Genomic DNA, 15,062 nt, shown 5'->3' with positions numbered 1-15,062 from the left:
GAGCGACATCGCGCCGTACGTCGAGGCGCTTACGGGGAAATCCCCACCGTGCCCCTAGTGGTCACCCCGAGCCGCTGCCACGATCAAGACCCCTGCCCTTTCAGCGTTGAGAGGTCACCATGCGTCGCTGTGTGCTGCTTGTCTGCGTCCTGCTGGGCGCGTTGCTGACCCCGACGGCCCAGGCCGCGCCGCCGGGCAACAAGGACGTGCTCGTGCACCTGTTCTCCTGGAACTGGAACTCGGTGGCGCGGGAATGCCGGGACTACCTCGGACCGCGCGGGTTCGGCGGGGTGCAGGTCTCGCCACCGCAGGAACACGTGGTGGTCAACGGATTCCCGTGGTGGCAGGACTACCAGCCGGTGAGCTACGGGCTGAACACCCGGCGCGGCAACGAGTCCGAGTTCAAGGCCATGGTGGACGCCTGTCACGCGGCCGGGGTCAAGGTGTACGCGGACGCGGTGATCAACCACATGTCCGGGCAGGACAACGGTGGCACCGGCAGTGGCGGCTCCCGGTTCGGGCACTACGACTACCCGGGGATCTACCAGCACCAGGACTTCAACCACTGCGGCCGCAACGGCAACGACGACATCCAGAACTACCGGGACGCCTACGAGGTGCAGTTCTGCGAACTGGTGAACCTGGCCGACCTGAAATCCGGCTCGGACTACGTGCGGGACCGGATCGCGGGGTACCTGAACAAGCTGCTGGCACTGGGCGTGGACGGATTCCGGATCGACGCGGCCAAGCACATGCCGCCCGGGGACATCGCCGCGATCAAGGCCCGGCTGTCCCGGCCCGCCTACCTGTACCAGGAGGTGATCCCTGGCGCGGGTGAGCCGATCCGGCCGGAGCAGTACGCGGGCAACGGGGATCTGCTGGAGTTCCACTACGGCGAGGACCTGGCCCGGATCTTCAACCAGGAGAAGCTGTCCTACCTGCGCACCTTCGGCTCCACCCTGCCCAGTGGCAGTGCGGTGGTCTTCACCGACAACCACGACACCCAGCGCGGCTCCGGGGTGCTGACCTACCGGGACAACGCGCGATACGCGCTGGCCAACGCGTTCATGCTGGCCTGGCCGTACGGGTCGCCGAAGCTGATGAGCAGCTACGAGTTCGGCACCAAGGACGAGGGCCCGCCCGCGGAGGCGTCCGGGCGCACCAGGGACAGCGTGTGTTTCACCGACCGCTGGCGGTGCGAACACCGCTGGCAGGTGATCGCGAACCTGGTCGGGTTCCGCAACGCGGTGCGCGGCACCGGCGTGAACAACTGGTGGGACAACGGGAACGACGTGATCGGGTTCGGCCGCGGGGACAAGGGTTACCTGGTGCTCAACGACGAGGGGCCGGTGACCGGGCGCTCGTTCCAGACCGGGCTGCCCGCCGGCCGGTACTGCGATGTGGTGCACGGCAACTTCAGCGGTGGTTCGTGCAGCGGGCCGGTGTACACGGTGGACGGCGGCGGCTGGTTCCGCGCTGAGGTGGCCGCACAGGACGGGATCGCCTTGCACGTCAACGCGAAGCTGCCCTGATGATGCGCTCGATGCGCTCCACGTCACCGCGTTCGGCCTGCGGCAGCGGCGCGCCGAGCGCGGCCCTGGTCGCGGCGGCCCGGCCGAGCAGGGTCGCGGCCAGCTCCGGATCGGTGGCCGCGTGCGCCCCGGCCAGGCCTTCCTCGGTGAGCGCGATGGCCCGCGGGTCGCCGATTTTCTGGGCCAGCTGGTGGCTTTCGGTGTGCAGGGCGAGTGCGGACGCGAGGTCGCCGCGTTGTTCGGCGATGAAGCCGAGTTCGGTGAGGATCAGGGCCAGGCCGGGGCCGCCGTCGACCTCGCGGCACCAGTCGACCCAGCGCCGCAGGTGCGCCTCGGCCTCGTCCAGGCGGCCCTGACGACGGGCCAGCAGACCGAGGCCGACCTCGGCGAACTGCTCCCCCGCCGTGTTGCCGTGCCGCACCGCGACTTCGAGCGCGCGCTGGTGCAGGTCGGCGGCTTCGGCCAGGTCACCGGTGAGCAGGGCGATCCGGCCGAGTCCGGCCAGTTTGGCGGTGACCGCGGTCCACAGGCCCAGTTCCTCGGCCGAGCGCAGGCCCTCGCGGTGCAGCCGGGCGGCGGCCGGGTAGTCGCCGGTGATCTCGGCCAACTGGGCGAGTTCGCCGGTGGCCTGCGCCTGACCCCAGTGGTCGCCGAGCTGGGCGAACAGTTCGGCGCTGCGGGTGGCGTCCCGGCGCATCGCGGCCAGTTCGCCCTGCAGCAACGCCTGGGCGGCGCGGGTGCTGAGCGCGGCGGCCTGGCCCCAGTGGTCGCCGGTGGCCTCGAACTCGGCCAGGGCGGTCGCGATGAGGCCTTCGCTGATCGCGGGTTCGCCCTTGCCGAGCATGGCGTACCCGAGAAACCAGGTGGTTCGACTGTCCGAAGTGGACAGATTGGATTGCGGAACGCCCGCGAGCGACTGGAATCCAGTGCGCCAGGACTGGATCCGCCTGCGCCTTACCTGGTCTCCGCCGGACGCGCTGAGCGCGAGGTCGAAGGCGCGGACGGCCTCGGTGAAGCGGCCACGCAGGAACCAGTACCAGGCCAGCGCGTCGGTGAGCCGCAGCGCCAGATCGGCCTGCGCACCGGCCAGGGCGCGGTGCAGGTTGGCGGTTTCCCGGTCCAGCCCGTCCAGCCAGCAGCGCTGGCCCGGCCCGTGCAGCTCGGCCTGTTCGGCCAGCGCGAGGTAGTAGCTCCGGTGCCGCTGCCGGACCGCGTCCAGCTCACCGGATTCGGCCAGTTTCTCCAGGCAGTAGGCGGCCACGGATTCGAGCAGCCGGTAGCGTGGCCCGCCGGTGACAAGGGACCGGTCGACCAGCCGGGACAGCAGGTCCAGGACCTCCTCCGGGCGCACGCCGTCACCCGCGCACACCGCCTCGGCGGCGGCCAGCGTGCAGCCCTCGGCGTGCACGGCCAGCCGGCTCAGCACCAGGCGTTCGGCCGCGGTGAGCAGCTCCCAGCTCCAGTCGATCATCGCGCGCAGCGTGCGCTGGCGGGTCGGTGCGCCGCGGTGACCGGTGTTGAGCAGCCGGAACCGGTCGTCCAGCCGGGCGGCGAGTTCATCAACGCCGAGCACCCGGACCCGGGTGGCGGCCAGTTCCACTGCCAGCGGCAGGCCGTCCAGCCGGGCGCAGATCGCGGCCACCGTGCCGGTGTTGTCCGGGGTGAGTCGGAAGCCGGGCGCGCGGGCGGCGAAAAGTTCCACCGCGTGCTCGGTGGCCAAAGGCTGAACCAGGTGCTGGGTTTCCCCGGCCAGGCCGAGCGCTTCCCGGCTGGTGGCCAGGATGCGCAGGTCCGGGGCGGCACGCAGCAGCCGCTGGGCGAGCGCGGCGGCGGATTCGAGCACGTGCTCGCAGTTGTCCAGCACCAGCAGCATCCGCTTGCCGCGCACCGCGTCCAGCAGCCGGTCCGCGCTGGGCACGTCCTCGCGCACGCCGAGTGCCACGCTGACCGCCTCCTCGACCGCGGGTCCGTGCCCGGCCAGCTCGACCAGCCACACACCGTCCACAAAGGACTCAGTAGCGGCGGTGGCCAAGGCCAGGGTGGTCTTGCCGACCCCACCCGGCCCGGTCAGCGTGACCAGCCGCGCCGATCGCAGCAACGCGCTGACCTCGGCGCGGTCGGTGTCCCGGCCGATCAGGCCGGTGAGCGGGGCAGGCAGGTTGCCACGGCGGGTGAGTCCGGGGTCCTGGCGCAGGATCGCCTGGTGCACCGCGGCCAGCTCGGGGCCGGGGTCGGCGCCCAGTTCCTCGGCCAGCCGTTCGCGTAGTTCGGCGTAGCTGGTCAGCGCCTCGGCCTGGCGACCGGCCAGGTAGAGAGCGCGCAGGTGCAGGGCGCGCAGCCGTTCCCGCAGCGGGTGTTCGCGCACCAGCGGGGTCAACTCGGCCAGCACCGGCTCCCCCGCGCTCAGCCGGGCCTGCGCCAGATCCTCGATCGCGGTCAGCCGGGCCTCGGCGAGCCGGTCCGCGTAACCGCGGGCGAATCCGGCGTCCGGGAAATCGGCCAGCACCGGCCCGCGCCACAACGCCAGCGCACCGGCCGGGTCACCGCGGTCGAGCAGGCCGGTGAACCGGTCCGCGTCCAGCGCTCCCGGTTCGACCCGCAGCAGGTAACCGGGCGGGCGGGACTCGACCAGCTCCGCGCCGATCGCCCGCCGCAGCTGCCAGACCTTGTGCTGCACCGCCGCGGCCGGATTCGTCGGTGGCCGCTCGCCCCACAGGTCCTCGACCAGCCGGTCCGCCGAGACCACCCGGCCCGCGTGCACGAGCAGCACCGCCAGCAGGGCGCGGACCTTGGCCTCGGGCACCCGCAGCGGCGTGCCGTCCGCCGTCCACACCGCCAGCGGACCCAGCACCCCGAAACGCACGGCTCACGGTAACCCGCGAGCTGATCGAGAGAAGACCGAGAGCGCGACCCGGCACGGTGACGGCACATCGACGAAAGGACCGGAATGACCAACCCCACCAGCGTCGCGGTGCTCGGCCTCGGCAACATGGGCACCGCCCTGGCCGCCGCCTTCCTGGCCGCGGGCCACCCCACCACGGTGTGGAACCGCACCGCGAGCAAGGCCGGACCGCTGGCCGCCCAGGGCGCGTCCGTGGCCGCCACGGTGGCCGAGGCGGTCGCCGCCGCCGAGGTCACGGTGATCTGCCTGTCCGTCTACGACACCGTGCTGGCCCGACTGGACGGCGCCGACCTGCGCGGCAAGGCGATCGTCAACCTCACCAATGGCACCCCGCGCCAGGCCAGGGAGGCCGCCAAGATCGTCACCGACCGCGGCGCGTCCTATGTGGACGGCGGGATCATGGCGATCCCGGAGATGATCGGCCAGCCCAGCGCGCTGCTGTTCTACAGCGGCGCGACCGAGACCTTCCAGGCGCACCGGGAGCTGCTGGCCCTGCTCGGCCCGGCCAAGTTCCTCGGCGCCGACCCGGGACTGGCCTCGCTCTACGACCTCGCGCTGCTCAGCGGCATGTACGGCACCTTCGCCGGGGCCTTCCACGCGATCGCGCTGGCCGGCACAGAGGGCGTGCCCGCGGTGGAGATCACCGAGCTGGTCGTGCCCTGGGTGACCGCGATGGCCGCGGTGCTGCCCTCGATGGCCGCGGAGATCGACAAGGGCGAGTTCCTCGGCGAGGAGTCCAGCCTGCAGGTCAACAAGGACGGTCTGGACAACATCATCACCGCGAGCTGGCAGCAGGGCATCTCCGCCGATCTGCTGGCCCCCTTCCACACCCTCATCGCCCGCAAGCTGGCCACCACCGACGGCTCGGTCAGCGTGAACTCGGTCATGGAGCTGCTCAAGTGACCTACGCGGGTAAGAAAGCGGTGGTCACCGGCGGCACCCACGGCATCGGCCTGGCCGTGGTCAAGGCGCTGCTCGACGGCGGCGCGGAGGTGGTGCTGACCGGCCGCGACGAACGCAACATCGAGGCCGCCCGCACCGAACTGGCCGGGCGGGCCGCGCACGTGGTGCGCTCGGACGCGGCCAGCCTCGCCGACATCGCCGCCCTCGGCGACCTGGTTGAACGCACCCTCGGCCCGGTCGACCTGGTGTTCGTCAACCACGGCTACGCCGAGACCGGCCCACTCGCCTCGGTCACCGAAGCGGCCTACGACCGGATGCTCGACATCAACGCCAAGGGCGCCTTCTTCACCGCGCAACGCCTGGCCCCGCTGATCGCGCCGGGCGGTGCGCTGGTGTTCACCGGCGCGGTGCTGGTCGGCATGGGCTGGCCGGACAGCAGTGTGGCCACCATGGCCAAGGCCGCGGTGCAGGCACTGGCCCAGTCGCTGGCCGCCGAACTGCTGCCGCGCGGAATCCGGGTGAACACGGTCAGCCCCGGCTTCACCCTGACCCCGACCATGGGTTTCGCCACCATGACCGCGGCCGAGCAGGCGGCCAACCTGGACGCGGGCAACGCGGTGACGCCGATGGGCAGGCACGGCAGCGCCGAGGAGATCGCGGCGGCGGTGCTGTTCCTGGCCTTCACCGCGACCTTCAGCACCGGGATCGTGCTGGCCGCGGACGGCGGGCTCGGCCATGTAGAGAAGACGTGACCGGCTCCGACCAGGGGGCATGACCAAGAACCGCGACATCGCGCTCTGGATCGCCCAGGTCCTGATCGCCGCCCTGTTCCTCTTCGGCGCCTACGCCAAGCTCACCGGCGACCCCACGGTGGTCGCGGGCTTCGCGGCGATGGGCCTGGGCGGGGGCATGGTGGTCTTCGTCGGCCTGTGTGAACTGGCGGGCGGGATCGGCATCCTGATCCCCGCGCTGACCAGGTGGGCCGCACTCGGCCTGATCGCGCTGCTGATCGGCGCCGTGATCCTGGGGGTCGTCGCCGGTGGGCCGGTGGCCGCGGTGTTCCCTGGCGTGACCCTGCTGCTGGTGGCCGCGGTGGCCTGGGGCCGCTGGATGAGAGTCGTTTCATGAACGACTCACGAACGGCTCAGCTCAGCGGCACAGGCTGGTCCACATGTCCGGCACCCTCGAACTCGCCCCGCCCTGGCAGCGGGTCCCACTGGCCGAAGCGGCCACCACGCCGTTGCGTCGTCGCAGGCGCTGGTGGCCGCTGCTGCTGGCGGTGCTCGCGCTGGGCGGGCTGGCCGGGGCACTGCACTTCGGCGGGACCGGGTTGTCGCTGCCGGGGCAGGTCACGCTGCTGGTGTTCACCGCAGCGGTGGCCGCCTGGACGCTGACCCGGATCGACGACACCTACGTCGCACTGGCCGCCGCGCTGGTGCTGGTGTTGCTCGGGGTGCTCAGCGGCGATCAGCTCTTCGCCACCCTGGGCGGTGAGACCAGCTGGCTGCTGATCGCCGCGTTCGTGCTGGCCGCGGGGGTGGGCGCGAGTGGGTTGCCGACCAGGGTGGCGGTGGCGCTGATCAGGCGGGCCCGGTCGGTGCGTGGCCTGGCGCACCTGGTCACCGCGGCGCTGCTGCTCAGCGCGTTCGCCATCCCGGCGACCTCCGGGCGGGCCGCGCTGGCGGTGCCGGTGTTCGTGGCGCTGGCCGGGACGCTGCGCGAGCGGCCACGAGTGGTGCGGGCGCTGGCGATCCTGTTCCCCACGGTGATCCTGCTGTCCGCGGTGGCCACCCTGATGGGTGCAGGGGCGCACCTGGTGACCAGCCAGCTGCTCACCGCGGCGACCGGGTCCGGCATCGGGTTCGGGCAGTGGCTGCTGCTCGGCCTGCCGCTGGCCGTGGTCAGCTCGCATTTGGCGGCCGAGCTGGTGCTGTTCCTGTTCACCCGGCGCCGGGATCGCCGCGGCGGATTCACCCTGGACCTGACCGAGATCCGGCCGCCCAAAGGCTTGTCGAAGCCGGAGCGCCGGGCCGCGTTGCTGCTGGCAGGCGTCTCGCTGGCCTGGGCGAGCGAACCACTGCACGGTGTCTCGCCCGCGGTGGTGGCGCTGATCGGCGCGCTGCTGATCAGCTCACCGCGATTCGGCACGGTGCAGCTGAACAAGGCGCTGGCCGGGGTGCCCTGGTCGCTGCTGGTGTTCATGGCGGCCACCGCGGCGCTGGGCGCGGCGCTGATCTCCTCCGGCGCGGCCACCTGGCTGGCCACCGCCCTGCTCGGACCGGTGCAGCGCCCAGTCATATTCCTGGTGCTGGTCGTGCTGGTCAGCACCGCCGCGCACCTGGTCATCCAGTCCCGCTCGGCCCGGTCCTCGGTGCTGGTGCCACTGGTGATCCCGGCCGCGCTCGCGCTCGGCCTCAACCCGGTGGCGGTGGCCTTCGCCTCCACCGCGGCAGCGGGCTTCTGCCACACGCTGTCCTCCTCGGCCAAGCCGGTGGCCATGTTCGCGCACCTGGACGGCACCCCCACCTACGGCCGCGCGGACCTGCTGCGCCTGTCGCTGTTCCTCGGTCCGCTCACCGCCGGACTGGTCCTGTTCTTCGCGCTCTCGGTGTGGCCGTTGCTCGGCCTGAACTGGAGGTAGTCATGCGTTTTGTCGTCGCTCCCAGTGGGTTCAAGGAAAGCCTGGACGCGGAGGCCGTCGCGGCTGCCATCACCGCCGGGATCCGCCGGGTGGTGCCGGGCGCGATCGTCGACCCGGTGCCGCTGGTGGATGGTGGGGAGGGCTCGGCCCGCACGCTGGCCGCCGCCGGTGGCGGAGAACTGATCCCGCGCACCGTGACCGGCCCGGTCGGCAAGCCGGTGCGCGCGCATCTCGCGGTGATCGGCAGGACCGCGGTGGTGGAGATGGCCGCCGCGGCCGGACTGCGCCTGGTGCCCGCGAATCTGCGGCAGCCAGGGGCCACCACGACCTACGGTGTCGGCGAGCTGATCAAGGCCGCGCTGGACACCGGATGCGAGCGGATCCTGGTCGGCTGCGGTGATTCCGGCACCTGCGACGGCGGCGCCGGCGCGTTGCAGGCACTGGGCGCGCGGCTGCTCGACGGCGACGGCGTGGAGCTGGGCCGGGGCGGTGACGCGCTGGCCGAGGTGAAGGACATCGACGTGACCGGCCTGGACCGCAGGCTCGCCGATGTGCGCATCACGCTGGCCTGCAACCCGCACAACGTGCTCTGCGGCGACCAGGGCGTGGCCAGGGTCTTCGGCCCGCAGAAGGGAGCCACGCCCGCTGATGTGGAAAGACTCGCCGCCGCCCTGGATCGCTGGGCCGTGGTGCTGCAGGAGAAGTTCGGCCGCGACCTGGCCACCGCCCCCGGCGGCGGCGCCTCCGGTGGCCTGGGCGCAGGGCTCGCCGGTGTGCTCGGCGCGGAACTGCTGCCGCGCTTCGACGTGCTGCTGGAACACCTGGACCTGGACCGCAGGCTGGCCGCCGCCGACCTGGTGATCACCGCCGAGGGCGCGATCGACTTCCAGACCCCGCGCGGCAAGATCCCGTCCGAGGTGGCCCGGCGGGCCAAGCGATTCGGCAAGCCGGTGATCGCGCTGGCCGGAACCATCGGCAAGGGCGCCAGGCGCAACTACGACATCGGCATCGACGCCTACGCGGGCATCCTGGCCGCTCCGGTGCCGCTGGCCGAGGCCATCGACCGGGCCGCCGAACTGCTCACCGACGCCACCGAGCGCACCCTGCGTCTGGTGCTCGTCGGCGCGGCGCTAGCGACCGACCGCGTACCCCTGGGCGCCACGGGCGTTGGCGGCCCCGCGGAGCAGGCCGGTGTCCGGATCTCGTGACACCGCGGACAACCGGCCCAGTGCCCACGGCCCGGCGTCGAGCACCGAGTGCCCGCGCCGGGCCAGTTCGGCGAAGGTCGCCGCACCCAGCCGGGATTCGGCGACCAGCTCGCCGGGCTGCCAGTTGCGCGGGTAGAAGGAGGCAGGGAACGCGGTGGAGTGCCAGGCCGGGGCGTCGATGGCTTCCTGCAGGTTCAGCCCGGCCCTGGTGTGCGCCAGCCAGAAGCAGAGCTGCCACTGGTCCTGCTGGTCGCCACCGGGGGTGCCGAAGGCCAGCACTGGCTCGCCGTGTCTGCTGGCAAGTGAAGGGGTCAGCGTGATGCGTGGTCGCTTACCGGGGGCCAGCACATTGGGGTGGCCTTCATCCAGCCAGAACATCTGCGCCCTGGTGCCCAGGTTGAAGCCCAGCGCCGGGATGTGCGGTGAGGACTGCAGCCAGCCGCCGGACGGAGTGGCCGAGATCAGGTTGCCCCAGCGGTCCACCACATCGACGTGCACGGTGTCGCCCCTGGTCAGCCCGGTGCGGGCGACCGTGGGCTCGCCAACGCCCATCGCGGTGTCCATCTCCCCCGCGGTGTTGCCGATCCCCCGGCCCTGCGCCACGAACGCGGGCAGCCTGCCGTCCAGCCCCGGGCGAAGCTCCAGCGACGCGGTCTCGCCGATCAGCGCCCGACGCTGCACCGCGTACTCCGTGGAGAGCAAGCGATCCAGCGGCACGTCCGCGCTGTCGCCGTACCAGGCTTCCCGGTCCGCGAAAGCGAGCTTCGCCGCCTCCACCGCCTGATGCACGGTGTCCGCGCCGGCCACACCGTCCACATAGGACAGATCAGCACTGTCGAGCAGCCGGAGTTGCTGGGCCAGCACCGGTCCCTGACTCCACCGCCCGATCTTGTGCAGCGTCCACCCACCGGCGAGATCAACGCTGATGGGAGTCTCGTAGCTCGCCGACCACCCGGCCAGGTCGGCCGCGGTCAGCACCCCGGCGTGGCTTCGTCCTGAATCGTCACGGAAGGCCTGCCGAGCGAAGCGATCGATCTCCTCGGCGACAAAGCCCTGGTACCAGGCTCGTCTTGCCGCTTCGATCTGCGCTTCACGATCCAAGCCAACGGCTTCGGCTTCAGCGAGCAAGCGTTCCAGCGTGTCGGCCAGCGCCGGATTGCGCAGCCGGGCGCCGGGCCGGGCCGCGGGCAGCCACTGCGCGGCCGAGGTGGGCCAGTGCTCGCGAAAGAGCCGCTCCACCACCTCGATGGTCGCGGTGATCCGCTCCACCACCGGAAACCCGTTGCGCGCGTAGCCGATCGCGTAGTCCAGGACCTGCCGCAGCGTCCAGGTGCCGTGGTCCCGCAGCAGCAACAGCCAGCCGTCCCACGCGCCAGGAATGGTCGCGGCGAGCAAGCCGGTGCCGGGCACCAGCTCCAAGCCAAGACCGCGGTAGTGCGTCAGTGTCGCCCCAGCAGGCGCGACACCCTGACCGCACAGCACCTGTGGCTGCCCACCCGCGGTCGCGAAGATCGCCGGGACCTCGCCGCCGGGACCGTTCAGATGTGGCTCCACCACCTGAAGGGTGAACCCGGCGGCCACCGCCGCGTCAAAGGCGTTGCCGCCGTCCTCCAGCACCGCCATCCCGGCCGCGGAGGCCAGCCAGTGCGTGGAGGCGACCATGCCGTGGGTGCCGATGAGTTCCGGCCGCGTGGTGAACACGCCTCTGAACCTAGTAAGTGGGCGCCGAATGCTTCCAGTAACCGCAGAAGTAGATCGATTCCTTGGGCACGCCCCGGTCGCGCACCAGGTGCCGCCGGACCGCGGTGACCATGCCGGACTCCCCGGCCACCCAGGCGTAGACCTCGCCGCCGGGCAGGTCGGCCGCGCGCAGTGTGCGGGCCACGATGTCACTGGTGCCTGCGTGCTGCCCGGCCCGGTGCAGCCAATTCAGCTCCACGTCGGCCGCGGTGTCGAAGCCCTGTTCCTCGGCGTCATTGGCGATCTCCACGAAGACCTTGGCCCTGGTGCCCGCGGGCATGGACTCCACGATCGCGCCGATCGCGGGCAGCGCGGTCTCGTCGCCGATGATCAGCTGCCAGTCCGCGCCCGGGGTCGGCTGGTACCCGGAGCGTTCGCTGCGCAGGCCGATCAGCTGCCCGGCTTCGGCCCGGTTGGCCCAGCGTGCGGCCGGTCCGGTTTCACCGTGCAGCACGAAGTCGATGTCCAGCTCACGGCGTTCCGGGTCGTAGCGGCGCACGGTGTAGTTGCGCACCACCGGCCGGATCTCCTCGGGCATGCTCTGCACCTCGGTCCACCAGTCCGGCGTGCTGGGCAGCACCGGGGCGTCCTGGCCGGAGGCGGGGAAGAAGGTGCGCACCAGATGATCAGGACCGTCGTAGCCGAAGCGGTCCAGTTCCGGGGCGGCGAGCGTCACCCTGGCCAGCCCTGGGCTGGGGCGACGCACCTGGGAGACCTCCGCCAGCAGGGCGGGTCGCTCCTTTTCCTCTGCGAGCATAGGTAAGGCTAACCTGCTCACCCGGACGCCGCAGTCGGGCGTGACATGCGTCACGCAACTGGGCTACGACCCACCCCGTGCCAAGCCAGTCCGGCCCGCCGGACCACATCCGCGTCCAGCAGATTCCTGGTGTCCACCACGGCCTTCCCGGCCAGCAGCCCGGCCACCCGCGGCCAGTCCAGGGTGCGGAACTCCGGCCACTCGGTGAGCAGCACCAGGCCCAGCGCGCCCTCGGCCGCCTGGTACGGATCGCTGACCACCCGCACCGCATCGGTCATCCCCGGCACCGCGGCCGGGATGCCAGGGTCGAAGGCGACCAGCTCGGCGCCCTCGGCCCGCAGCTTCTCCGCCACCGCCAGCGCGGGTGAGTCCCGCAGGTCGTTGGTGCCCGCCTTGAACGCCAGGCCCAGCACGGCCAGCCGTACGCCGTCCAGCACGCCGCCGACCGCGTCCCTGATCTTGTCCACCATCCGGTCCCGCTGCCGGGTGTTGGTGTCGATGGAGGCACGCAGCAGCATGAAGTCGAAGTCCACCGCCTCGGCCACCTGGACCAGCGCGTGGGTGTCCTTGGGCAGGCAGGAGCCGCCCCAGCCGGGACCGGGCTGCAGGAAGGACTGGCCGATCCGGCGGTCGTAGCCCATGCCCTCGGTGACATCGCCGACATCGGCGCCCAGCCGTTCGCACAGCTCGGCCATCGCGTTGACGTAGGACAGCTTCATCGCCAGGAAGCAGTTGGCCGCGTACTTGACCATCTCCGCGCTGGGCGCGTCGGTGAACACCGTCGGCGCGCCGAGCTTGGCGTAGAGCGCGGCCACCCGCTCGGCCGCGTCCTGGGCGCTGGAGCCGACCACGATCCGGTCCGGGTTGAGGAAGTCGTGCACCGCGGTGCCCTCGCGCAGGAACTCCGGGTTGCTGACCACGGCCACATCGGCCCGGTCCAGCAGCTCGTGCACCCTGGCCGCGGTGCCCACCGGCACCGTCGACTTGTTGACCACCACGCAACCGCTGGGCAGCAGCGCACGCACCTCGGCGATCACCGACTCCACCGCGGCCAGGTCCGCCGCGCCGCCCGAGCCCATCGGCGTGGGCACGCACAGGAAGACCACCTCGGCATCGGCCACCGCGTGCCGCGCGCCGAGCACGAACTCCAGCCGCCCGGCGGCCAGGCCCTCGGCGACCAGCTCGGCCAGCCGCGGCTCCAGGATGGTGACCTCGCCCGCCTTGAGCCGGGTCACCTTGGCGGCGTCCACATCGGCGCAGATGACCTTGTGGCCCAGCGACGCGAGACAGGCGCCGGTGGTCAGGCCCACGTATCCGGAGCCGACGACGACGATTCGCCGTGCGAACACACTCCACCCCCGCGTTGGGTTGGTCTTTTGTCGTCGGGCTGACTTGCCCCGTTCGGCCGCATCCTGACACCGCCAGGCGGGGATAGCCAGCCAACCGGTCGGTGGCTCCGGTCACGAAGGTGAACGGGGAGTGACTGAGGCATCACCCAACACGTAGGGTGCACGCTCGTGGACCAACGACGGTTGGGTGATTCTGGGCTGGTGGTCAGCGCGGTCGGGCTCGGCTGCAACAACCTCGGGCGGCCGGGGACCGCCACCGAGACGCTGGCCGGTTCCAGGTCGGTTGTCGATGCCGCGCTGGAGGCGGGCATCACCTTCTTCGACGTCGCCGACGTCTACGGCGCCCCGCGCGGGCGCAGCGAGGAGCTGCTCGGACAGGCCCTCTCCGGCCGCCGCGAGCACGCGGTGATCGCGACCAAATTCGGCATGGACATGCAGGGCGGCAACGGGCCGGACTTCGGCGCTCGCGGCTCCCGGCGCTACGTCCGGCGCGCGGTGGAGTCCTCGCTGCGGCGGCTGGGCACCGACTGGATCGACGTCTACCAGCTGCACCGGCCGGACCAGCAGACTCCGCTGGAGGAGACGCTGTCGGTGCTGGACGACCTGGTACACGAGGGCAAGATCCGCTACGTCGGGCACTGCAACCTGGCCGGCTGGCAGATCGCGGACGCGGCCTGGAGCGCGAGCACCGCGAACCTGACCGCGCCGGTGTCCGCGGAGAACCACTACTCGCTGCTGGAACGCGAGTCCGAACGCGAGATCATCCCGGCCTGCCTGCGCTTCGGCCTGGGCCTGCTGCCCTACTTCCCGCTGGCCAACGGCCTGCTCACCGGCAAGTACGAGCGGGACACCAAGCCACCGGAAGGCAGTCGGCTGGCCGGGCGGGACCGGCTGCTCGCGGACGCGCCGTGGGACCGGATCGACCGGCTGCGCCGCTTCGCCGAGGAGCGGGACCTGAGCCTGGTGGAACTGGCCATCGGCTGGCTGGCCGCGCAGCCAGCGGTGGCCTCGGTGATCGCCGGCGCGACCAGCGCGGAACAGGTCGCGCAGAACGCCACCGCCGCGGAATGGTCGCCCACTGCGGCCGACCTCACTGAGATCGACGCCATCTGCCCGCCAGGACGACGTTAACGACGGCTAACCTACCCGGCATGCAGATCACCGACACCGCTGCCATCGTCACCGGTGGCGCGTCCGGCCTCGGCGGGGCCACCAGCCGCGCACTGGCCGCCAAGGGTGCCCACGTCTTCGCACTGGACCTGCCGCAGGGCATCGAGAAGGCCGAGGCGGTCGACGGCGTCACCTACGTGCCTGCCGACGTCACCGACGCGGCGCAGGTCCAGGCCGCCGTGGAACAGGCCGCCGCGTTCGCGCCGCTGCGCACCGTGGTCAACTGCGCCGGCGTCGGCTGGGCAGGCCGGATCGTCAACAAGCAGGGCGAGCCGCACGACTACGACCTGTTCCGCAAGGTCGTGGAGATCAACCTGATCGGCACCTTCAACGTGCTGCGGCTGGCCGCGGCCGCGATGGCCAAGACCGATGCCGTGGACGGGCAGCGCGGCGTGGTGGTCAACACCGCCTCGGTGGCCGCCTTCGACGGGCAGATCGGCCAGATCGCCTACGCCGCCTCCAAGGGCGGGGTGGTCGGCCTGACCCTGTCCGCGGCCAGGGACCTGGCCACCTTCGGCATCCGGGTGATGACCATCGCGCCCGGCATCATCGACACCCCGATGCTGGCCGGGGTCACCGAGGAGTTCCGCGCGGGCCTGTCCGCCGGGGTGCCCTTCCCCAAGCGCCTTGGCACGCCCGCGGAGTACGCCCAGCTCGCACTCATGATCGTCGAGCACGACTACCTCAACGGCGAGGTCATCCGGATGGACGGCTCGCTGCGGATGGCGCCCCGCTAACGCCAATGCCGCGTAGTTAGTGTTTGGGGCTGGTTGTCAAGCCTGGTGAAACAGCCAACGGAGTCCCTGCTAGAACAGAAATCGACCAAGATCACTGTCGGCAGGAACTCCGTTGGACAACCA

The 15,062-nt window shown here is 71.6% G+C and carries 12 protein-coding genes; 8 read left to right on the top strand and 4 right to left on the bottom strand.

Annotated features, from left to right (window positions below; all coding sequences use genetic code 11):
• Window positions 1-119 precede the first annotated feature (119 nt).
• Complete coding sequence (locus ACTOWY_RS43575) at window positions 120-1,532, top strand: alpha-amylase (protein WP_441315469.1); 1,413 nt, start codon at window positions 120-122, stop codon at window positions 1,530-1,532.
• Here the strand turns inward: ACTOWY_RS43575 and ACTOWY_RS43570 are convergent.
• Window positions 1,513-4,395 carry a BTAD domain-containing putative transcriptional regulator gene (locus ACTOWY_RS43570; protein WP_441315468.1) on the bottom strand — a complete coding sequence of 961 codons (2,883 nt, stop codon included), beginning with the start codon at window positions 4,393-4,395 and terminating at the stop codon, window positions 1,513-1,515. The genes ACTOWY_RS43575 and ACTOWY_RS43570 overlap by 20 nt on opposite strands.
• 84 nt (window positions 4,396-4,479) lie before the next feature.
• Here ACTOWY_RS43570 and ACTOWY_RS43565 point away from each other — a divergent pair, with 84 nt between their 5' ends.
• The 5 genes from ACTOWY_RS43565 to ACTOWY_RS43545 are packed head-to-tail and all read left to right on the top strand — an operon-like array spanning window position 4,480 to window position 9,186.
• Window positions 4,480-5,337 carry an NAD(P)-binding domain-containing protein gene (locus tag ACTOWY_RS43565; protein ID WP_441315467.1) on the top strand — a complete coding sequence of 286 codons (858 nt, stop codon included), beginning with the start codon at window positions 4,480-4,482 and terminating at the stop codon, window positions 5,335-5,337.
• Window positions 5,334-6,089, top strand: coding sequence for an SDR family oxidoreductase (locus ACTOWY_RS43560; protein ID WP_441315466.1), 756 nt, complete (start codon window positions 5,334-5,336; stop codon window positions 6,087-6,089). Before ACTOWY_RS43565 ends, ACTOWY_RS43560 begins: the two co-directional genes overlap by 4 nt.
• A 19-nt stretch (window positions 6,090-6,108) precedes the next feature.
• On the top strand, window positions 6,109-6,465 hold the full coding sequence (locus tag ACTOWY_RS43555; RefSeq protein WP_441315465.1) for a DoxX family protein: 357 nt from the start codon (window positions 6,109-6,111) through the stop codon (window positions 6,463-6,465).
• Window positions 6,466-6,508: 43 nt separating this feature from the next.
• Window positions 6,509-7,978, top strand: coding sequence for an SLC13 family permease (locus ACTOWY_RS43550; RefSeq protein ID WP_441315464.1), 1,470 nt, complete (start codon window positions 6,509-6,511; stop codon window positions 7,976-7,978).
• 2 nt (window positions 7,979-7,980) lie between these two features.
• Entirely contained in the window at window positions 7,981-9,186 is a 1,206-nt protein-coding gene (locus ACTOWY_RS43545; RefSeq protein WP_441315463.1) for a glycerate kinase family protein, read from the top strand.
• Here the strand turns inward: ACTOWY_RS43545 and ACTOWY_RS43540 are convergent.
• From ACTOWY_RS43540 to ACTOWY_RS43530, 3 genes are read right to left on the bottom strand one after another with little or no spacing between them, the layout of a single operon-like run.
• Window positions 9,109-10,887, bottom strand: a complete 1,779-nt coding sequence (locus ACTOWY_RS43540) for a gamma-glutamyltransferase family protein (protein ID WP_441315462.1) — start codon at window positions 10,885-10,887, stop codon at window positions 9,109-9,111. The genes ACTOWY_RS43545 and ACTOWY_RS43540 overlap by 78 nt on opposite strands.
• A 10-nt stretch (window positions 10,888-10,897) precedes the next feature.
• Window positions 10,898-11,683: a siderophore-interacting protein gene (locus ACTOWY_RS43535; protein WP_441315461.1), complete on the bottom strand. Its 786-nt coding sequence runs from the start codon at window positions 11,681-11,683 to the stop codon at window positions 10,898-10,900.
• 50 nt (window positions 11,684-11,733) lie between these two features.
• Window positions 11,734-13,032 carry a UDP-glucose dehydrogenase family protein gene (locus tag ACTOWY_RS43530; RefSeq protein WP_441315460.1) on the bottom strand — a complete coding sequence of 433 codons (1,299 nt, stop codon included), beginning with the start codon at window positions 13,030-13,032 and terminating at the stop codon, window positions 11,734-11,736.
• A gap of 168 nt (window positions 13,033-13,200) precedes the next feature.
• Between ACTOWY_RS43530 and ACTOWY_RS43525 the strand changes: the two genes are divergently transcribed.
• Both ACTOWY_RS43525 and ACTOWY_RS43520 read left to right on the top strand, forming a co-directional pair.
• On the top strand, window positions 13,201-14,163 hold the full coding sequence (locus tag ACTOWY_RS43525) for an aldo/keto reductase (protein WP_247765932.1): 963 nt from the start codon (window positions 13,201-13,203) through the stop codon (window positions 14,161-14,163).
• Between the two features lie 20 nt (window positions 14,164-14,183).
• Entirely contained in the window at window positions 14,184-14,939 is a 756-nt protein-coding gene (locus tag ACTOWY_RS43520) for an SDR family NAD(P)-dependent oxidoreductase (protein ID WP_441315459.1), read from the top strand.
• Window positions 14,940-15,062 lie beyond the last annotated feature (123 nt).

Origin of the sequence: Crossiella sp. CA198 (genome assembly GCF_052078295.1) — a bacterium.
Taxonomy (GTDB): domain Bacteria; phylum Actinomycetota; class Actinomycetes; order Mycobacteriales; family Pseudonocardiaceae; genus Crossiella.
This window is presented reverse-complemented; position numbering and strand designations above follow the sequence as displayed.